This is a genomic window from Kitasatospora sp. NPDC058063 (assembly GCF_042885395.1).
Classification (GTDB): domain Bacteria; phylum Actinomycetota; class Actinomycetes; order Streptomycetales; family Streptomycetaceae; genus Kitasatospora; species Kitasatospora lactacystinica.
In genome coordinates this window covers 465,994-485,506 of record NZ_JBHVSD010000001.1, presented here as the reverse complement: position 1 = coordinate 485,506, position 19,513 = coordinate 465,994, and the positions used below count along the sequence as shown (strand labels likewise).

The window sequence follows — 19,513 nt, the reverse complement described above, 5'->3', positions numbered from 1 at the left end:
TTCTTCCGCATCGGCGGAAGAGGCCTCCAGGGGATTCCCCCGGGATTCCGGACAGATTGTGTCGAGGAGCGAACACAGGTATGGACACAGCTGTGGACACAAGCGGGCACTTCGGAACGCGCGAGGCCCCCGGGGCCTAGTACTCCGGCTTCTCCGGCCCCATCGGCCCCGTCGGCTCAGCCGTCGCCGCCGCGTCCAACTCCCCGTCCGGCTCCGCGTCCACCGGCTCGCCCGCCGTCAGCTCCGCCGCGACCAGCTCGGCCAGCTGCACCAGGTTGAGCGCCGACCCCTTGCGCAGGTTGTCCCCGCACAGGAAGAGGTCCAGCGCGTCCGGCTCGTCCAGCGCCCGCCGGACCCTCCCGACCCAGACCGGGTCCGTCCCGACCACGTCGTTCGGCGTGGGGAACTCGCCGGCCGCCGGGTCGTCGTAGAGCACCACGCCGGGCGCGTCCCGCAGGATGTCCTGCGCGTGCTCCTGGGTGACCTCGCGTTCGAACCGCGCGTGCACGGCCAGCGCGTGGGTGCGGACGACCGGGATGTGGACGCAGGTCGCCGAGACCTTCAGGGCGGGCAGGCCGAGGACCTTGCGGGACTCCTCGCGGATGCCCGTCTCCTGGGCGGACCAGCCGCCCTCGCGCAGTCCGCCGGTCCAGGGCACCGCGTTGAGTACCAGCGGGGCGGCGAACGGCCCCTGATCGGCGATCAGCGCGCGCAGGTCACCGGTCTGCCGGCCGACGGCGGCACCCGCCACCAGCCCGGTCTGCGCGCGCAGCGCCGCCTCGCCGTCGCGGCCCTCGCCGTCGGCGGCCTGGTAGGAGGCGACCACGAGCTGCGCCAGCCCGTACTCTGCGTGCAGCGCCCCCACCGCGGCGATCATCGCGAGGGCGGTGGCGGCCGGACTGGCGACGATGCCGCGCGGGCGGATCCGCAGCGCGGCCGCGTTGACCTCCGGGACGACCAGCGGCACGTCCTCGGCGGTGCGGAAGACGGCCGAGCCGTCGATCACCACGACGCCCTTGGCCGCCGCGATCGGCGCCCACTGCGCCGAGACCGGGTCGGGGACGGCGAACACCGCCACGTCGATGCCCGCGAAGGCCTCCTCGGCCAGCGGGACGACCTCGACGGCCTCCCCGCGCACCACCGCCTTGCGGCCGGCCGAGCGCGGGGAGGCGACGAGTCGGATCTCGCCCCAGACGTCCTGGCGGAGGGAGAGCAGCCCGAGCAGCACCTCGCCGACCGCGCCGGTGGCGCCGACGACGGCGAGGTTCGGACGCCGGGTCATCGCCCGGCGCCCCGGCAGGACCCGGTGATCCGGCCCCGCGTCCGGGTCATCGCCCGGTGCCGCCGTAGACGACGGCCTCGTCGCTCTCGCTGTCCAGGCCGAAGGCGCTGTGGACGGCGCGGACGGCCTCCGGCACGTCGTCGGCACGGGTGACCACCGAGATGCGGATCTCCGAGGTGGAGATCAGCTCGATGTTGACGCCCGCGGCGGACAGCGCCTCGAAGAAGGTCGCCGTGACGCCCGGGTTGGAGCGCATACCGGCGCCGACCAGCGAGATCTTGCCGATCGCGTCGTCGTAGCGCAGGGACTCGTAGCCGATGCCCGCCTTGACCCGGCCCAGCGCGTCGATGGCCTTCTGGCCCTCGGTCTTGGGCAGGGTGAAGGAGATGTCGGTCAGGCCGGTCGACGCGGCGGAGACGTTCTGCACCACCATGTCGATGTTGACCTCGGCGTCGGCGATGGCGCGGAAGATGCGCGCCGCCTCGCCCGGCTTGTCGGGCACGCCGACGACGGTGACCTTGGCCTCGGAGGTGTCGTGGGCGACTCCGGAGATGATGGCCTGCTCCATCTCGCCCCCTTCGGGCTTGTTCGGGTTGTCGTTGCTGACGATCGTCCCGGGAAGACCCGAGAAGGACGAGCGTACGTGAATCGGGATGTTGTAGCGACGGGCGTACTCGACACACCGATCGAGCAGCACCTTGGAACCCGACGAGGCCAGCTCCAGCATGTCCTCGTAGGCGATCCAGTCGATCTTGCGGGCCTTCTTCACCACGCGCGGGTCGGCGGTGAACACGCCGTCCACGTCGGTGTAGATCTCGCAGACCTCGGCGCTGAGCGCGGCGGCGAGCGCCACGGCGGTGGTGTCCGAGCCGCCCCGGCCCAGCGTGGTGATGTCCTTGCTGGTCTGGGAGACGCCCTGGAAACCGGCCACGATCGCGATGTTGCCCTCGTCCAGGGCGGTGCGGATGCGGCCGGGCGTCACGTCGATGATGCGCGCCTTGTTGTGGACGGAGTCGGTGATGACACCGGCCTGGCTGCCCGTGAAGGACTGTGCCTCGTGCCCCAGGGATTTGATCGCCATGGCCAGCAGCGCCATGGAGATGCGCTCTCCAGCGGTCAGCAGCATGTCGAACTCACGGCCGGCAGGCAGCGGTGACACCTGCTCCGCGAGTTCGATGAGCTCGTCCGTCGTGTCGCCCATCGCGGACACCACGACGACGACCTCATGGCCGGCCTTCTTGGTGTCAACGATCCGGCGGGCCACGCGCTTGATGCCTTCGGCATCCGCAACGGATGAGCCGCCGTACTTCTGCACGACAAGGCCCACGTGCGCTCCTCGACTCGAAGTCTTTTCCGGGGGCTCCGGGCCCCCGTACCCCCCTGGGGAGAGGGGGGTGCGGTCGTCGTCAGTCTACCGAGCAGGGGTGCTCCGACCGGCGCTTTCCATATGGTGAGACGGTAGTTTCAGCACGTGAGCGGCCGTGCGGGTGGCTCCGCCGTCAGGTCTGCGGGCGATTCGGTACGGCTCCGAAGAATCGGCGGATCGGGGGACGGCGATCCGGCCGGATTTCTTTTCCGGCCGGGCCACTGAGGCATTCATCACAATCCGGGAGGGCCGTCGCGGAATACCGCCTACCGCCTACCGGCTGCCGCCGACCGACCACCGGCTGCCGCCTACCGCCCGAGGCCGAGCTCGGCCGCCATCAGGTCGCCCGCCTGCTGTTCGAGCTGCTCGTCGGTGAGCCCGTCGTCGTCGGTGTCCGCGCCGTCCGGCACCGCGCCGAGCGGGCTGTCCAGCCGGACGTGGGCGATCAGCGACTGCAGGGCCCGCAGCACCGCCGTGCAGGTCGTGCCCCAGTTGGAGAGGTACGAGAACTGCCACCACCACAGCGCCTCGCTGATCCGGCCCTCGCGGTAGTGGGTCAGCCCGTGCTGGAGCTCGCTGACCACGCCGGCCAGGTCGTCCGAGATCCGGAAGGCATTGGGCTTCTCCGGCGGGCCGTACGGGTCGAAGACCTCGTGGTAGACGTCGATCGGCGCGAGCAGCTCGGCGAGGCGCTCGCGCAGCTGCTCGCCGTCCGGCTCGGGACCGGCGTCGGGCTCGAAGCGGTCCTCCGGGACGACGTCCTCGATCGCACCCAGCCGGCCGCCGGTCAGCAGCAGCTGCGAGACCTCCAGGAGCAGCAGCGAGACCGCGCTGCCGGGCTCGTCGCCCTTGGCGACCTCGGTGACGGCGAGCACGAAGCTCTCCACCGAGTCGGCGATCTGCACGGCGAAGTCGTCCGGCTCCGAACCGTGACCGTGGATGTGCGGGGCGTGCGCCCCCGGTTCCCCGTGGGACTGCTGGTGGGGGGTGTGGGGCTGCTGGTTGATCGTCCGGTCAGACATCGAGCAGTCGTCTCCCTTCGAAGGCGCGACCGAGGGTGACCTCGTCCGCGTACTCCAGATCCCCGCCGACGGGCAGGCCGCTCGCCAGACGGGTCACCTTCAGGCCCATCGGCTTGCAGAGCCGGGCCAGGTAGGTGGCGGTCGCCTCCCCCTCCAGGTTGGGGTCGGTGGCCAGGATCAGCTCGGTGACCGTGCCGTCCGCGAGGCGCGACAGCAGTTCGCGGATGCGCAGGTCGTCCGGGCCGACGCCCTCGATGGGGCTGATCGCGCCGCCCAGCACGTGGTAGCGGCCGCGGAACTCGCGGGTGCGCTCGATGGCGACGACGTCCTTGGACTCCTCGACCACGCAGATGACGGCGAGGTCGCGGCGCGGGTCCAGGCAGACCCGGCACTGCTCGGCCTCCGCGACGTTGCCGCAGACCGCGCAGAAGCGGACCTTGTCCTTGACCTCCAGCAGCGCGTGGGCCAGCCGGCGCACGTCGGTCGGGTCGGCCTGCAACACGTGGAAGGCGATCCGCTGGGCGCTCTTGGGCCCGACGCCGGGCAGCCTGCCCAGTTCGTCGATCAGGTCCTGAACCACGCCCTCGTACAACGTCGCGCCTTCCCTCGGATGGTCGATGGTGCCGTATGCCCGGTGGTGGCCGGTGACGGCCGGTGGTGGCCTGCTGGTCCGTGGTGGCCTGGCGGCCGGGTGGCGGACGACCGGTGGTACCGGACGGCCGGTGGTGCTCCGGTGCCATCATCCAACGAATCGGGCGTCGGACACAGCGCCCGACGCCCGACTCCCACATAAATCACATAGGTCCGTCGTCTGAACTTCAGACCTTCTGGAACGTAGAGCCGACGTTAGAACGGCCGACGCTAGAACGGCAGACCGGGGATGCCGCCGCCCAGGCCCTGGGTCAGCGGGCCCATGCGCTCGGCCTGCATCTTCTGCGCGGTCTGGTTGGCGTCCCGGACGGCCGCCAGGATCAGGTCGGCCAGCGTCTCGGTGTCCTCCGGGTCCACGGCCGCCGGGGCGATGGTCAGCGCCACCAGCTCACCGGCGCCGGTCACCGTCGCCTCGACCAGGCCGCCGCCCGCCGAACCGTTCACCTTCGTCTCGGCCAGCTCCTGCTGGGCCTTGGCGAAATCCTGCTGCATCTTCTGCGCCTGCTTCAGCAGCTGCTGCATGTTGGGCTGGCCACCACCGGGGAACACGGCTGTCTCCTTGCTGTCACGGCTGTCATGCGGTGCTTCGTTCGTCACCGCCGAGCCTACGTGCTGCCCACCGCTCCGGGGCCCGGCTCCGGGGCGGCTCAGGGTCGACTCGGGGACGGCCCCGGGGCTCGGGCCCGGACCGGTGCCGTTGCACGCGGGCGGGGCCCCGGGCCCGGCTCAGGAGCCTTGGTGGTGGATCTCCTCCAGCACCGTCGCGCCCAGTTCGCGGATGATCAGCTCCTGCCCGGAGAACACGTCCTCCTTCAGGTCCGGATCGTCCGCCTCCGGGATGTCGTCCTCCGGGGCCACCGACCGCACCGGACGGGCCTGCGCGGCCTGGACCGGCGGGGCCTGCACCGGTGCGGGCTGCACGGGCGGCGCCTGGACGGGCGCCGGCGCGGCCTGGACCGGCGGAGCCTGCACGGGCGCCGGCGCGGGCGCGGGCATCGACGGCGCGGCCGCCACCGGGCGCGCCGGGGCGCCCCAGCCCCCGCCGCCCTGGGCACCGCCGCTCGGCGCCCCGCCACCCGGGCCGCCGGCACCGCCGGACGGGTCGACGATGCACTCGATCCGCCAGTCCACGCCCAGCGCCTCGGCCAGCGCGGCGCGCAGCACGTCGTCGCTGTTGCTGCCGACGAAGCTGTCCCGGGCACCGGCGTTGATGAAGGACACCTGGAGCACGCTGCCGTCGAACCCGGCCACCTGGCCGTTCTGGCTGAGCAGGATCCAGGTGAAGCGGCGGCGGTTCTTCACCGCCTCCAGGATCTGCGGCCACAGCTGCCGCACCTGCGCGGCGCCCTGCTGCGCGGACGCCGACGGCTGCCCGCCGGGGGCCGCCGCCGGGGCGGCGGCCGGCGCAGGGGCCGGAGCGGGCACGGAAGCAGGAACCGCCTGGGCCGGGGCCGCCTGCGGCTGCGCCACGGGGGGCGTCGCCGGAGCCGCGGCGGGGGCACCACCGGCGGGCGGGAAGCTGCGCGGGATCGGCCAGGCACCCGGCGCCGACCCGGCAGGGGCGGCGGGCGGCGCGGCCTGCACGGGCGGCGCGGCCGGGACGGGAGCGGCCTGCACGGGGGGCGCGGCCGGGACGGGCGCCACCGGCACCTCGCCCACCGGCGCAGCCGCCGCCGGGGCAACCGCCGCCGGGGCCGCCATCGGCATGCCCACCGGGGCCGCCATCGGCGCGGCGAACCCGCCCGCCGCCGCCCGCCGCTCCAGCTTGTCCAGCCGTGCCTGCAGCGACAGCTCGTCGCTGTAGGCGCCCGGCAGCATCACCCGGGCGCAGATCAGCTCCAGCTGCAGCCGGGGCGCCGCGTTGCCGCGCATCTCGGTCAGCCCGGTGTTGACGATGTCGGCGGCCCGGCTCAGCTCGGCCGCGCCGAACGCGTCCGCCTGCGCCTGCATCACCGCGACCCGGTCGGCCGGGGCGTCGATCAGCCCCTTCTCCCCGGCGTCCGGCACGGTGGCCAGGATCACCAGGTCGCGCAGCCGCTCCAGCAGGTCGGTGACGAAGCGGCGCGGGTCGTGCCCGCCCTCGACCACCCGGTCGACCACCTGGAACACCGTCGCCCCGTCGTGCGCGGCGAAGGCGTCCACCACCTCGTCCAGCAGCGCCGAGTCGGTGTAGCCGAGCAGCGACGTGGCCATCTGGTACGTGACGCCGCCCTCGGCGGCCCCGGCCAGCAGCTGGTCCATCACCGACATCGAGTCACGCACCGACCCGGCACCCGCCCGCACCACCAGGGGGAACACGGTGTCCTCGACCTGAATCCCCTCCCGGCCGCACACCTCCGCCAGGTAGTCGCGCAGCGTGCCGGGCGGGACCAGCCGGAACGGGTAGTGGTGCGTCCGGGACCGGATCGTCCCGATCACCTTCTCCGGCTCGGTGGTCGCGAAGATGAACTTGAGGTGCTCCGGCGGCTCCTCGACGACCTTGAGCAGCGCGTTGAAGCCGGCCGAGGTCACCATGTGCGCCTCGTCCAGGATGAAAATCTTGTACCGGCTGTGCACCGGCGCGAAGAACGCCCGCTCGCGCAGCTCGCGCGCGTCGTCCACACCACCGTGCGAGGCGGCGTCGATCTCGATCACGTCGATCGACCCGGGCCCGCCGGTCGCCAGGTCCCGGCAGGACTGGCACTCCCCGCAGGGCGTCGGCGTCGGCCCCTGTTCACAGTTGAGGCAACGGGCCAGGATGCGCGCGCTCGTCGTCTTTCCACAGCCACGCGGCCCGCTGAACAGGTACGCGTGGTTGACCCTGTTGTTGCGCAGGGCCTGCTGGAGCGGAGCGGTCACGTGCTCCTGCCCGATGACCTCCGCGAAGGTCTCGGGGCGGTAGCGGCGGTACAGGGCTAGGGACACACCCCCGACGATATCGGGACGGACCGACAAACGCGTCGCCCCTCACCCCTCACCCCGGCCCCGGGAACGCAAAGACCCCCCGTGCACCCGCCAGAGCCCTCCTACCCTTGCTGCCTTCCGGCCCTGGGGGGGTTCAGAGAGATGACGCCACACGAGGGGCTGACCCCCACAGTACCGGATCCCGGCCCCGACGATCCACAGGCCACCCCATCCCTCCGCCTGCGGGACAGGTGGTCGCGACCACCCCGAAACATGTACTAAGCTCTCCCACGGAGGATTCGCCTAGAGGCCTAGGGCGCACGCTTGGAAAGCGTGTTGGGGGCAACCCCTCACGAGTTCGAATCTCGTATCCTCCGCCGGCAGAAGGCCCGGACCGCACAGCGGTCCGGGCCTTCGTCGTCTCGCGGTTGCCGTTCCGGTTGAGGACGGACGCGCCTCCCGCACCCGCCTGGCGGAGGCCAGCGGTTGGCCGGCGCTCGGTCCCGAGAGGGGCGACGGGTGGGCGCGATGGGGAGGCGGGCTGTCGCGGGGCCGTGGGCCGTGAGAGCCAGGGGCGGTGTGATCGTCTGATGATGATTCCGTGACCGTGATCCCGTCCCACGGGTGCTCCCGGACCGATAGCGTCTGCTCCGGACGCGAGGGGTGGGGACGGCCGCGCCCGGCGTCGAGGGGAGCGTGGGCATGCAGCCGCTGGCAGCGGACGATCCGCGGCGGGTGGGCGAGTACCGGCTGCTGCGGCAGCTCGGGGCGGGCGGGATGGGCCGGGTCTACCTCGGCCGGACGTCGGGCGGGCGGACCGTCGCCGTCAAAGTGGTCCGTCACGACCTCGCCGGGGACCCCGAGTTCCGGGCCCGGTTCCGCCAGGAGGTGGCGGCCGCCCGACGGGTCGGCGGCACGTGGACGGCACCCGTCCTGGACGCGGACACCGAGGGCGACCGCCCCTGGGTGGCCACCGGCTACGTCGCCGGCCCCGCGCTCAACGCCGCCGTACGGGAGTTCGGGCCGCTGCCCGAGCCGGCCGTGCGAACCCTCGGAGTCGGTCTCGCCGAGGCGCTCACCCATGTGCACCGCCTCGGCCTGGTGCACCGGGACGTCAAGCCGTCGAACGTGCTGCTCAGCCTGGACGGCCCCCGGCTGATCGACTTCGGCATCGCCCGCGCGCTGGACGCCACCACCGTGCTCACCCAGTCCGGCCAGGTGTTCGGCTCGCCGGGCTTCATGTCGCCGGAGCAGGTCAACGCGCTGCCCGCCGGGCCGGCCGGCGACATCTTCTCGCTCGGCGCGGTACTCGCGTACGCGACGACCGGCAGGCTGCCGTTCGGCTCCGGGGTGAGCGCGCCCGTCCTGCTCTACCGGGTGCTGCACGAGGAACCCGACCTCTCCGGACTGCCCGGCCCGCTGCACTCGATCGTCCGTGACTGCCTGTCCAAGGACCCGTCCGGCCGCCCGACGCCCGAACGGCTCCGGGAACGGCTGGACGGCGACGGCGCGGCCGCCGCGCGGCTGGGGCAGGGCCACTGGCTGCCGCCGGCCCTGGCGGCGGCGGTCGGGCGCAGCGCCGTGCAGCTGCTGGACCTGGAGGGGGAGCGGGAGGCCCGGGAAGGGACGGCCCCGGAGGGGAGGGCCGCGGAGGAGAGGGCCCCGGAGGAGAGGACCGCCGCCCCCGGTGCGGAGCCGGTGGTCGCGGCCCCGGATGCCACCGGGCGCTCGGTGGTCGCCGAGGTGGCGAGGGCGCAAACGGGCGAGGCCGCGAAGGCCGTACCGGGCGGCGGTGCGTACGCGGTTCCCGGTACGGCTGCGGTTCCCGGTACAGCTGGGGTTCCCGGTACGGCTGGTGCAGCCGGGGCCGGGATGCCGGCCCCGCCGGGTTTCGGCCCACCGCCCGTAGGGCTCGTCCCGCCCGTCGAGCCCTGGACGCCGGCCCCGGCCCCGGCCCCGGTCCCGGTGCCACCGGCACCGCTCACGGCGCCGACGGCAGTGCCGGGCTACGGGCCGCACCCGGCGCGGCCACGCGGCCGACGGAGGTACGGCGCGCTGACGGCCGTGCTGGTCGGCGCACTGCTGCTGGGCGGCGGGTACCTGATGGTCGAACAACTACGGAAGGCCGACGGGGACACCGGCACATCGAACGCCGGGCGGACCGCCCCGACCGGGGGTGGGGCGGCACCCACCGCCCCGGTTTCGAAGAGCCCGGATCCGAAGAGCCCGGATCCGAAGGGCCCGGAACCGACCGGCGCTGCCTCCGCTCCGGCCGACGACAGCCCCTCGCCCGGCGCACCCCCCTCGGACTCGGGGCCGGGCGTCGTCCCCGCGAAGTTCCTCGGGACGTGGGTCGGCGAACGCACGGCCGCCGGCGGGGAGGTCACCACCGTCGTCCTCACCGTCGTCCAGTCGGCGGAGAGCGAGGAGAAGAGCAGGATCCGCACCGAGAGGCCGCAGTCCGGCACCTGGTGCGAGGGCGCGTGGACGCTCTCCCAGGCCAGCGAGAACCGGATCACCTACGCGCACCGGGTGACCGGCTCCTCCCCCGGTACGAAGTGCCTCGCCGACGAGGACCACGGGGTGGTCTATCCCGCGATCACGATGCTGCCGGACAACACCCTCCGGTACAGCATGGACCTGATCAAGCCGGACCAGTTCATGGTGCTGCGGAAGAAGGGCTGAGGCCGACGGCGGCCGCGGCCGGTATCCGGGCGGCCCGCCCGGATACCGGCCGCGGGTCTGCGCGGGCTACTGGAGGATGTTGATCGCGCGGGCGATCACCAGGGCTCCGACCATCAGTGAGACGGCGGCCTGGGCCATCATCAGCGTCTTGGCCCACCTCCGGATCGCGGAGACGTCGGTCGGGCTGAAGGCCGTGGCCGTCCAGAAGGACAGCGAGAGGTAGTCCGCGAAGATCGGCACCCAGTCGGGCGGTGCGTGGTGCGAGTGCTGCATCTCCGGGAAGACGAACGCGGGGTCGGCGAACGGACGGTACGCCCGCGCGGCCGCCCCGCCCCGGTCCAGGTCCCAGTACCAGAGCGCGAACGCGATGACATTGGTCGCCCAGACCACGCCGCCGGTCGCCAGCAGGCCGGTGGCGTTGTTGGCGTAGATCTTGTTGCCGGTCAGGATGTCGGCCACCAGCCGCCCGGCGGCGAACAGGTTCGCCAGCGTCACGAACGCGATCACCAGGTCGGTGACCACGCGCAGCCACCGCCGCCGGCGGTCGATGCGACCGGGGTCACCGACGACCAGCACGACGAGCAGGACGAGCAGGACCGCCGGCAGCACCCACGGGGGGCTCTCCCGATAGGTCTCGGGGAGCAGGACGTGCAGCACGGCGGCGATCAGCACCGCGGAGACGACCGGCCACCACCGCTCTCCGGCCCGGGCGGGGGCCGTGCCGGGCGATGGGTGCTCGGGTGGCGGCCCCGAGGAGTCCGGTGTGGGCATGACCCATTCTGATCCGGCGCCGCGACCCGCGCGGGGAGCGAGCGCGTCGGGGTGTCGGTGCCGCTTCGGGGCGGGCCCGCCCAGGCGGACCGGGCGGGCGGACCGGGCGGGCGGACCGGGCGGGCCCCGGGTGTCCGATTCGTTCAAGACCGGGTGCGTGGGGGGTGTCTAGCGTGGCAGGCATGAACAGCACATCTGCACCGCAGTTCGCCTTCGTCGGGCTGGCCGTTTCGGACATGACCGCCTCGGTCGCCTTCTACCGGAGGTTGGGGGTGGAGTTTCCGGCAGGGGTCGAGGGGGAGCCGCACGTCGAGGGCACGTTGCCGGGCGGGCCGCTGCTGGTGCTCGACGCCGAGGCCACCATCCGGTCGTTCCATCCCGGGTGGCAGCCGCCGAGCGGCGGTACGCGCACCGCGCTGGCGTTCCGCTGCGCGAGTCCCGCGCAGGTGGACGCGGTGTACGAGGAGTTGACCGGCGCCGGGTACCACGGGGAGCTGAAGCCCTGGGACGCCTTCTGGGGGCAGCGGTACGCGGTGGTGCACGATCCGGACGGCAACGGGGTGGATCTGCTCGCGCCGCTGTAGAAAGAGGCTAGGGGAGCAGTAGCGCGGTGACCGGCATGCCCGTCAACTCCCGTACGTCGCGGGCCAGGTGGGCCTGGTCCGCGTAGCCGGCCCGGGCGGCCGTTTCGGCCAGTGGGACGCCGGCGCGGGCGAGGGCCAGGGCGCGTTGCATGCGCAGGATCCGGGCGAGGGTCTTGGGGCCGTAACCGAAGGCGGTCAGGGAGCGGCGGTGGAGTTGGCGCGCGCCGAGGCCGACCGTCCCGGCCGTCGCGGCGACGGACCGCCCGGCGGCGAGCGAGGCGGCCACCGCGCGGATCAGCGGGTCCTCGGGCGGTGCCTCGGCCGCCAGGCGCAGGGCCAGGGCTTCCAGTGCGGCGGCCGGGTCGGGGGCCGCGTCGACGCGTTCGGTGAGGTGTCGGACCTCGGCGGCTGGCCGCAGGTCGGCCAACTCGACGCGGCGGTCACGGAGTTCGTGGGCGGGGACGCCGAGCAGGGCGGGGGCGGCACCGGGGCGCAAGCGCACGCCGACCCATGGGCCGCGCAGTCCGGGGCCGGGGCGGAAGGCGTGGGTGTCCGGTCCGGCGACCAGCAGCCGGCCTTCCGTCCACAGCAGGTCCATGCAGCCGTCGGGCAGGACGGCCCCGGCCGAGGCATCGCCCGTACGTCCGGCATCCGCGCCCGTACGTCCGACATCCGTACGGCCGGGGGCCCGCTTCGTCCACACGACCGCGCCGGGCAGTCGGGACGCGCGCTCCAGGTACGGGGAGGACGGGTCCATGAGGTGAGGCTACGCGTCCCGGGAGGCGAGCGCGCGGGCGCGTCGTTGGCCCCGGCCGCTCGGGGCGGCCGAGGCCAACGGCCCGGAGGGGGTCAGCCGACCCGCTCGGCCGTGGGCTCCGTCGGGGTCCCGGCCGTCCCGTCGGCGGTCTTCCGGCCGTCGCGCATCAGCACCAGGGTGAGCGCCGCGGCCGCGACGACCGCGATGCCGCCCACCGTGAAGGTGGTGGAGGTGGCGGTGTTGAACGCCTCCCGGGCGGCCGCGACCAGTCCGCCGTCCCCGGTGGAGCCGCCCAGCGCGAGCGCGCCGGTGATGTCGTGGCGGGCGGCGGTGGGGGCGGCGTCGGGCATCGCACCGGTGTAGGTGCTGGAGAGCACGGTGCCGAGGATGGCCACGCCGAGCGCAGCGCCGGACTGCTGGATGGTGTCGTTGAGCGCGGAGCCGACGCCGGCGTGCTCGCTCGGGATGGCGCCCATGAGCGCGTTGGCGGCGGCCGGCATGCCGAGGCCGGAGCCGACGCCGAGCACCAGCATGGCCAGGGCGACCTTGGTGAAGCCGTCGCCGACCGAGAGGGTGGCCAGCAGCCCGAAGCCGCCCGCGATGATCAGCATGCCGATCGAGGTGAGCACCCGCGCCGGGACCTTCTTGCCGAGCACCGCGCCGAGCGCGTTGAACACCAGCGAGGCGATGGCCAGCGGGATGAAGGCGAGGCCGGTGTCGGTGGGCGAGAACTCCAGCACGAACTGGAGGTACTGGGTGAGGACCAGCATCAGCCCGCCGGTGGCGAAGGTCAGCAGGACGAGCGAGAAGCTGGCGCCGGTGAAGACCCGGTTGCGGAACAGGTTGAGCGGGACCATCGGCGAGTCGGTGCGGACCTGCCGGACGGCGAAGCCGGTCAGCGAGGCCACCGCGAGCAGGAACGCGCCGAGGGTGCTCACGCTGGTGAAGCCGTCCCGGGGCAGCACGATGATCGACCAGACCAGCGCCGTCATGCCGACCATCGACAGCACCATGCCCGGCAGGTCGGGTCGGCGCCACGGTCCCTTGGACTCCGGCATCAGCAGCACCGCGGCGATGATGGCGACCGCCGCGATCGGCACGTTGAGCAGGAAGACCGCGCCCCACCAGAAGTGCGCGATCAGCGCGCCGCCCAGCACCGGACCGCCGACCAGGCCGATCATGGCCACGGCGGTCCAGGCGGCGATCGCCTTCGGGCGTTCCTCGTCGTCGAAGACGGTGATCAGGATGGAGAGCGTGCTCGGCATGACCAGCGCGCCGCCGACGCCCATCAGGACGCGCCCGGCGATCAGCTCACCGGAGCTGCCGGCGTAGGCCGCGACCAGTGAGGCCGCGCCGAACAGCGCGAGTCCGACGATCATCACCTTCCGCCGCCCGAAGCGGTCGGAGAGGCTGCCCGAGGTGAGCAGCAGGCCGGCGAAGACCAGGATGTACGAGTCGATGATCCACTGGATGTCCTGCGCCCCGGCCTTGAGGTCCTCCGCGATCGGCGGGATGGACACCGTGAGCACCATGTTGTCGATCACCAGCACCAGGCTGCTGAGACAGAGCACGACCAGAATGAGCCAGCGCTGCGGATGACGTTGCACGGCGTTTTCCCCCTTTGAACTTCTCGCGTCGAACCCGGGTCGAGCTTCTCGCTGCGAACCCGGGCTTCGGGCTTCGGGCTTCGGAATGAGCGCGCGAGCCGTGGCCGTGGCCGGCCGGAGCCGCGCGGAAGTCGTCGCGGGCACACCGCCCTCCATCCCCAGGGGTACGGTGTGCGCCGCTCCGAACACTGTACGGACACCGCACACTGTTCGCAATGCCGCACGCCGTTCGATCTCCGCACACTGTTCGCTGGGCCGTACACTGTTCGCAGCGACCTGTGGCAAGCTGCGCCGCACCGGACCGGGTCCGGCGATCGACGACTGGCGAGGAGGGCCCGATGGCGGCCAAATCAGAGGACGGCACGACCCCGGGCATCCCCCTGCCGTGGAGCCGCCCCCAACGACGGCGGGAGCAGCCCTCCCTCAGTCGCGAGCAGATCGTCGCCGAGGCCTTCGCGCTGCTGGACTCCGACGGCATCGACGCGCTGAGCATGCGCAAGCTCGCCGCCCGGCTGAACGCCGGCGCGACCTCGCTCTACACCCACGTCGCCAACAAGGAGGAACTGCTCGCCCTGGTCGTCGACCAGGTCTTCGGTACCCTCCCGCAGCCGGAGGCCGAGGGCTCCGAGGACCCGAAGGTCTGGCGCGCGAAGGTCATGGAGTGCGCCGAGAGCATGCGCGCGACCATCATTCGCTACCCGTGGATGGTCTCGGTGATCGGCGACGTCGGGATGATCTACCTCGGCCCCAACTGGATGCGCATCTCCGAGTCCCTGCTGGCCGTCCTGGACACGGCCGGCTTCGAGATGGGCGACGCGAACGACGCGATGAGCGCCGTGATGGGCTACACCATCGGAACCGCCTGCGTGGAGGCCTCCTGGGTGAGCTCGCTGGCCCGCAGCGGCCACGACGAGCAGGAGTGGATCAACCGGCTCCTGCCCACCGTCATCGAGGCCACCAAGGAGTTCCCGCGACTGCACCGGCTGTACACCACCGAGGTTCCGGGCGAGGTCGAGGCGGGCCGGGACAGCAGCTTCGCCCGGGGCGTCAACGTCATCCTGGACGGGATCGAGGCGGCCCGCACCGCCCGCCACGGGGCCTGAGGGCGCCGGCCCAGGGGCGCCGGCCCAGGGCCGCCCGTCACCCGCTCCCCGGAGATGCTCAACTCCCGCTGAGGGCCTGCACTTCCGCGTACCCCGGCACCGGACCGACCGGCTCGCCGGCCGCGACGGCCGCCGCCGTGGCCACCGCCGCCGCCAGTGCCGCGCGGTACAGCAGCGAGCCCAGGCTGACCCGGGCCACCCCGAGCGCGGCCAGCTCGGCGAGGCCCGGGCCGGCCGGCGTCCAGAGGATGTTCAGCGGGACGGAGAGCGTGCCGACCAGCCGGCCGATGGCCGCTGGATCGGCCAGTCCGGGCACGAACACGCCGTCCGCGCCCGCCTGCTGGTAGGCGTCCAGGCGCCGGAGCGCCCCCGCCTCGGGGGCGTCCTGCCCGCACCAGTAGGTGTCGGTGCGGGCGTTGACGAACAGCTCCGGCACGGCCGCCTTCACCGCCGCGATCTTGGCGGCATGGCGGTCGACGGGGGTCAGCGAACCGTCCGCCCGACCATCCTCCAGGTTGATGCCGACCGCTCCGGCCTTCGCCAACTCCACGGCCAGTTCGGCGACTTCGTCCGGATCGTCGCTGAAGCCGGACTCCGCGTCGACACTGAGCAGGAAGCCGACCCGCCCGAGCCGGTGCGCCAGCCGTACGGTCTCCGCGCGGGTGGCGGCGGCACCGTCGGGCAGGCCGGCGACGGCCGCCACGCCCAGGCTGGTGGTGCCGATCGCGGGGTGCCCCTGGGCGGCGAGGGCGACGGCCGAGGCGTGGTCCCAGGCGTTGGGGAGCAGCAGCGGACGGCCGGGGCGGTGGTGCAGGGCGGCGAAGGGGGTCATCGGGTCGTCTCCGTCGGGTCGTTCGTGAGGTTTCCGGTCGCGTTCGCCGGGGTGTCCGTCGCACCCTCCGAGTGGTCGGTCGCACCCTCCGAGTGGTCGGTCGCACCCTCCGGGTGGCCGGTCGCACCCTCCGGGTGGCCGGTCGCACCCTCCGGGTGGCCGGTCGCACCCTCCGGGTGGTCGGTCGCCCCCGCGGGGCTGCCGAGCGCGCCGACCGAGTCCGCGTAGTAGTACCCGGCCCCGGAGACGTGCCGGACGATCTGCCGGAAGCTCCAGCCCGTCCCCGGCGAGTCGTCCAACCACTCGTCCGGCAGTGCGGTGATCCGCCGGGACCAGATCCCGGCCAGCCGGGTCAGCCGGCTGCGGGCCTCGTCCAGGTCGGCGGTGGTGAACGGGGCCAGATCGGCCGGGGTGGTGACCCCGGAGGCGTGCCAGTGGTCGGGCTCGGTCGGCTCACCGGCCACCCGGGCCTCCAACTCGGCGAGGTGGTCGACGAGATGGTCGGCGATACGGCGAACAGCCTTGTGCGGCGTGTAGGTTCGGCCGTCGGCGTTGAGGATCGGGCGACCGTCCCAGGCGGTCCAGCCGGCCGCCAGGGCAAGCACGCGCTCGACCATCTCCGCTACCAGGGAGGCGAGTTCGACCTTCCCTCGATCCGGCGCGGGCGGCATGTCCGGAGCCCCGGTGTCCGCCGGATCGGAGGCGCCGTACAGGATGCCCTCGGCGATGACCAGCGCCTGCGAGCGGCCCGGGCAGCTCCGGGGCGGAGCGCCGAAGGTGAGCGCGACGCCCTCCGGCGCCCCGGACTGGGCCGCCGCGATGTCGAGCAGGACCCGCGTCCCGGCCGGTACCGCGACCCGGCCGACCTCGGTCGCCCGGGCGGCGAGCCGACGCATCGTCCGGACCGGCGGGTCCGCGCGCAGCACGCCGGCCAGACCGTCCTCGTGCCGGCGGGCGCCCTCGACCAGCGCGGCGGTGGCGTCGCAGGCCTGGACGAGCAGGCCGATCCGGTTCGCGGCCGTCCCCTCGTCCCGGTCCCCCGCCGCCTCGTCCCCGTCCCCCGCCGCGTCGTCCCGGCCCCCCACCACGGACAGCAGCCGGGCCACCGCCGCGTCCGCCGCCGGGTCGGCCGCCACCTGGTCGGCCGGCGCATCGGCGAAGTACGCCCGGGACACCGTCGCGACATCCCGCGCCACGGCCTCCGGGTTGGCCAGGCCGAGCTCCGCCGCGAGCACCCGGACCACCCGCAGCCGGACGTCGGACTCGAAGCCGGCGGCCGCGGCCACCCGCAGCCGGTCCGGGTCCAGCCGCTCCAGGTCCGCCAGCACCAGCGCCCGGCGCCGGGCGTGCGGCTCGCCGGAACTGAACCGGGCGACGGCGGACCGCAGCCAGGCCACCGTGCCGGGGGCGGCACCGGGCGCTCCGGGCGCGGACGGCCCGACGGGCAGCGGGACCAGCGCCGGGTCGGCCAGCGCCGCCGTCACGTCCTCGTAGCGGGAGAAGGTCATCGTCGCGGGGCCGGAGGCCACCGTGGTTTCGCTCATGCCGTCATCGTGGCCCCGGGTCGTTTCGGCCCCGGCCGAACCGTGCGGGGGCGACCCTGGGGGCATGTCCCCGGCTCCGCTCCCCCACGCGGCCCCGCCGCCGCGACCGCCCCGTCCTCCGTGCGCCGCTCCGCCCCGGTACGCGACTCGGCGCCCGCACGCTCCCCTGTGCCCCGACCATGGAGGCATGACGCTCGCCGCCTTCGCCGCCCTGCTCGCCGACCCCACCCGCGCCGCCATCTGCACGGTGCTGCTCGACGGTCGCGCCTGGACCGCCGGTGAGCTGGCCCGCCACGCGCGCGTGGCGCCGTCCACGGCCAGCGAGCACCTGTCCCGGCTGATCGCGGGCGGGCTGCTGGCCGAGGAACGACAGGGCCGGCACCGGTACGTCCGGCTGGCCACGCCCGCGGTGGCAACGCTGATCGAGGACCTCACCGTCTTCGCCGAGTCCGGCACCGGCACCGCGACCGCGCCGCGCAACCTGACCGAGGCCACCCGGCTGAGCGCCGAGGCCCGGGCCCGTACCTGCTACGACCACCTGGCCGGACGCCTCGGCGTGGCCGTGTCGGACGCGCTGTTCGCCCGCGGCCTGGTTACCGAGGAGGGCGGGCTGGCCGTCACCGGGCACGGCCGGGACTGGCTGGCCGCGCAGGCGATCGAGCTGCCGCCGCGCGCGGGCCGCCGGGGCGGACGCCCGGTCGTGCGCGGTTGCCTGGACTGGACGGAACGCCGCACCCACCTGGGCGGGGCGCTCGGCGCGGCACTCTGCCGGGCCGCCCTGGACCGCGCCTGGGTGGAACGGATCGGCTCCGGCCGGGCCCTTCGGGTCACTCCGGACGGCGGCCGGGCGCTGCGCGAACTCCTCGGCGTGGAGCTGCCCTGACGGCCGTCCCCGGCGCCACCCGATGCGCCGCTCGAACCGCCACTCGATGCGCCGATCGAGTGCCGGGCGACCGCCGCTCAGCCCATCGACTTCGCCCCGTCCAGCGCCTCCCGGATGATGTCCGCGTGCCCGGCGTGCTGCGCGGTCTCGGCGATGAGGTGCAGCAGCACCCGCCGGGCCGACCAGGCCGTGCCCGGCGGGAACCAGGGCGCGGGCGGCAGCTCGTGGGCGAGGTCGAGGTCGGGCAGGGTCCGGACCAGCTCGTCCGTCCCACGCGCCGTCCGCTCGTACTCGGCGAGCAGCCCGGCCAGGGTGTCGCCCTCCGCCATCCGGAACTGGGCCGCCCAGGCGTCCGGGTCGGCGGCGCCCCCGTCCCCGCGCCGCATCGCCTCCGCGCCGCCGGTCATGAACCGCGCCCAGCGCGCCTCGACCGCCGCCACGTGCTTGATCAGGCCGCCGAGGCACAGCTCGCTGACCGTGGTGCGCTCGGCCGCCTGCGCGTCGGTGAGGTCCCGTACGGTGCGCCGCAGCAGTTCGCGGTGCTTGTCCAGCGTTTCGACGAGTTCCTCGCGCTCACCCATCGGCCACCCCTGCCGGTCGTCGTCCCGTCGGACGCATCAGACGTCCACCGTCTCCGGCTGCTCCCCTACCCGCCGACCGATGTCGATCAACCCGAAGGCCGCCCCCTGCGGGTCGCCGACCGCCGCGAACCGGCCGAACGGGCTGTCCATCGGCCCGAAGTACACCTTGCCGCCGCGGGCCGTCAGCCGGCCGATCGCGGCGTCGGTGTCGTCCACCGCGAAGTAGACGCTGATGTACGAGGGCGCCTCGGGCGGCAGGAAGTCCCCCTCCGCGCCCATCCGGCCGAGCACCGGCCGGTCGTCGACCTGGAACATCCGGTAGTCGAAGTCCCCGCCCGCCATCTTCTTCACGCCGAACGGGAAGACCGCCGGGAAGAAGGCGTCCGCCTTCGCGGGCTCGCGGGTCACCACCTCGGCCCAGGTGTAGGCGCCGGGCTCGCCCTGCTTCTCGAAGCCCTCGTGCCGGCCGGCCTGCCAGACGCCGAACACCACCCCGGCCGGGTCCTTGGCGATCACCATCGTGCCGAAGTCGCCGACCTGCATCGGCCCCATGACCACCTCGCCGCCGTTCGCGCGGATCCGCGTCGCGGTGGCACCGGCGTCCGGCGAGGCCAGGTAGAGGCACCAGGCGGACTGGGCCTCCGCGCCCGGCATCGGCGGCACGATCGCGGCGACGGCCTTGCCGTCCGCGTAGGCCTGGGTGTAGTTCCCGAACTCCGACGAGCTCTCGCCGAAGGTCCAGCCCAACACGTCGCCGTAGAAGGCCTTCGCGCCCTCCAGGTCGGTGAACATCGCGTCGGCCCAACAGGGTGTGCCCTCAGGTAGCGCAGCCATCTCTCTGCCCTCGTGTGTGGCGAAAGTGCGCGCGCCGGGGGGCGCACGCCGACCCCCGGTTCGCCAGCCTAGCCACGATGCGGCACACCCGCGCGGGCTGGACCCGCGCGGGTGCGACCCGTCGACGT

The 19,513-nt window shown here is 73.8% G+C and carries 17 protein-coding genes, 1 tRNA gene and 1 other RNA gene; 5 read left to right on the top strand and 14 right to left on the bottom strand.

Annotated features, from left to right (window positions below):
• Positions 1-136: 136 nt before the first annotated feature.
• The 7 genes from ACFVUY_RS02260 to ffs form a co-directional block, all read right to left on the bottom strand.
• The gene (locus ACFVUY_RS02260; protein ID WP_387726783.1) at positions 137-1,282 is read right to left on the bottom strand and encodes an aspartate-semialdehyde dehydrogenase; all 1,146 of its coding nucleotides are present in this window, start codon (positions 1,280-1,282) and stop codon (positions 137-139) included.
• A gap of 46 nt (positions 1,283-1,328) precedes the next feature.
• The gene (locus ACFVUY_RS02255; RefSeq protein ID WP_359905659.1) at positions 1,329-2,609 is read right to left on the bottom strand and encodes an aspartate kinase; all 1,281 of its coding nucleotides are present in this window, start codon (positions 2,607-2,609) and stop codon (positions 1,329-1,331) included.
• A gap of 347 nt (positions 2,610-2,956) precedes the next feature.
• A complete protein-coding gene (locus ACFVUY_RS02250) occupies positions 2,957-3,670 on the bottom strand; it encodes a DUF5063 domain-containing protein (protein WP_387688898.1) in 714 nt (237 codons plus the stop codon).
• Complete coding sequence (gene recR / locus ACFVUY_RS02245) at positions 3,663-4,262, bottom strand: recombination mediator RecR (RefSeq protein WP_316522617.1); 600 nt, start codon at positions 4,260-4,262, stop codon at positions 3,663-3,665. The genes ACFVUY_RS02250 and recR overlap by 8 nt, the downstream gene beginning before the upstream one ends.
• Before the next feature lie 269 nt (positions 4,263-4,531).
• Entirely contained in the window at positions 4,532-4,870 is a 339-nt protein-coding gene (locus ACFVUY_RS02240; protein ID WP_359905653.1) for a YbaB/EbfC family nucleoid-associated protein, read from the bottom strand.
• A gap of 177 nt (positions 4,871-5,047) precedes the next feature.
• The gene (locus tag ACFVUY_RS02235) at positions 5,048-7,225 is read right to left on the bottom strand and encodes a DNA polymerase III subunit gamma and tau (RefSeq protein WP_387726781.1); all 2,178 of its coding nucleotides are present in this window, start codon (positions 7,223-7,225) and stop codon (positions 5,048-5,050) included.
• Between the two features lie 70 nt (positions 7,226-7,295).
• Positions 7,296-7,386: signal recognition particle sRNA small type (gene ffs / locus ACFVUY_RS02230), an RNA gene on the bottom strand.
• 110 nt (positions 7,387-7,496) lie between these two features.
• On the opposite strand from ffs, the gene ACFVUY_RS02225 reads away from it, so the two are divergent.
• A tRNA-Ser gene (locus ACFVUY_RS02225) sits at positions 7,497-7,581 on the top strand.
• A 325-nt stretch (positions 7,582-7,906) separates the two neighbouring features.
• Positions 7,907-9,889, top strand: a complete 1,983-nt coding sequence (locus tag ACFVUY_RS02220; protein ID WP_387726779.1) for a protein kinase — start codon at positions 7,907-7,909, stop codon at positions 9,887-9,889.
• A 66-nt stretch (positions 9,890-9,955) separates the two neighbouring features.
• Here the strand turns inward: ACFVUY_RS02220 and ACFVUY_RS02215 are convergent, their stop codons facing one another.
• A complete protein-coding gene (locus tag ACFVUY_RS02215) occupies positions 9,956-10,660 on the bottom strand; it encodes a hypothetical protein (RefSeq protein ID WP_387726777.1) in 705 nt (234 codons plus the stop codon).
• A 182-nt stretch (positions 10,661-10,842) separates the two neighbouring features.
• On the opposite strand from ACFVUY_RS02215, the gene ACFVUY_RS02210 reads away from it, so the two are divergent.
• Positions 10,843-11,244, top strand: coding sequence for a VOC family protein (locus ACFVUY_RS02210; RefSeq protein ID WP_387726775.1), 402 nt, complete (start codon positions 10,843-10,845; stop codon positions 11,242-11,244).
• A 7-nt stretch (positions 11,245-11,251) separates the two neighbouring features.
• Here the strand turns inward: ACFVUY_RS02210 and ACFVUY_RS02205 are convergent, their stop codons facing one another.
• Both ACFVUY_RS02205 and ACFVUY_RS02200 read right to left on the bottom strand, forming a co-directional pair.
• Positions 11,252-12,001, bottom strand: a complete 750-nt coding sequence (locus ACFVUY_RS02205; protein WP_387726773.1) for a helix-turn-helix domain-containing protein — start codon at positions 11,999-12,001, stop codon at positions 11,252-11,254.
• A 92-nt stretch (positions 12,002-12,093) separates the two neighbouring features.
• A complete protein-coding gene (locus ACFVUY_RS02200) occupies positions 12,094-13,608 on the bottom strand; it encodes an MFS transporter (protein ID WP_387726771.1) in 1,515 nt (504 codons plus the stop codon).
• 338 nt (positions 13,609-13,946) lie between these two features.
• Here ACFVUY_RS02200 and ACFVUY_RS02195 point away from each other — a divergent pair, with 338 nt between their 5' ends.
• Entirely contained in the window at positions 13,947-14,711 is a 765-nt protein-coding gene (locus ACFVUY_RS02195; protein ID WP_387726770.1) for a TetR/AcrR family transcriptional regulator, read from the top strand.
• A gap of 58 nt (positions 14,712-14,769) precedes the next feature.
• On the opposite strand, the gene ACFVUY_RS02190 is transcribed toward ACFVUY_RS02195, so the two are convergent.
• Positions 14,770-15,543: an isocitrate lyase/phosphoenolpyruvate mutase family protein gene (locus ACFVUY_RS02190; protein ID WP_387726768.1), complete on the bottom strand. Its 774-nt coding sequence runs from the start codon at positions 15,541-15,543 to the stop codon at positions 14,770-14,772.
• On the bottom strand, positions 15,540-17,087 hold the full coding sequence (locus ACFVUY_RS02185) for a hypothetical protein (RefSeq protein ID WP_387726766.1): 1,548 nt from the start codon (positions 17,085-17,087) through the stop codon (positions 15,540-15,542). Before ACFVUY_RS02185 ends, ACFVUY_RS02190 begins: the two co-directional genes overlap by 4 nt.
• A gap of 187 nt (positions 17,088-17,274) precedes the next feature.
• On the opposite strand from ACFVUY_RS02185, the gene ACFVUY_RS02180 reads away from it, so the two are divergent.
• On the top strand, positions 17,275-17,970 hold the full coding sequence (locus ACFVUY_RS02180) for an ArsR/SmtB family transcription factor (RefSeq protein WP_387726764.1): 696 nt from the start codon (positions 17,275-17,277) through the stop codon (positions 17,968-17,970).
• Between the two features lie 77 nt (positions 17,971-18,047).
• Here the strand turns inward: ACFVUY_RS02180 and ACFVUY_RS02175 are convergent, their stop codons facing one another.
• The gene (locus ACFVUY_RS02175) at positions 18,048-18,551 is read right to left on the bottom strand and encodes a DinB family protein (RefSeq protein ID WP_387726762.1); all 504 of its coding nucleotides are present in this window, start codon (positions 18,549-18,551) and stop codon (positions 18,048-18,050) included.
• 36 nt (positions 18,552-18,587) lie between these two features.
• Positions 18,588-19,385: a VOC family protein gene (locus ACFVUY_RS02170; protein ID WP_387688866.1), complete on the bottom strand. Its 798-nt coding sequence runs from the start codon at positions 19,383-19,385 to the stop codon at positions 18,588-18,590.
• Positions 19,386-19,513: the final 128 nt, after the last annotated feature.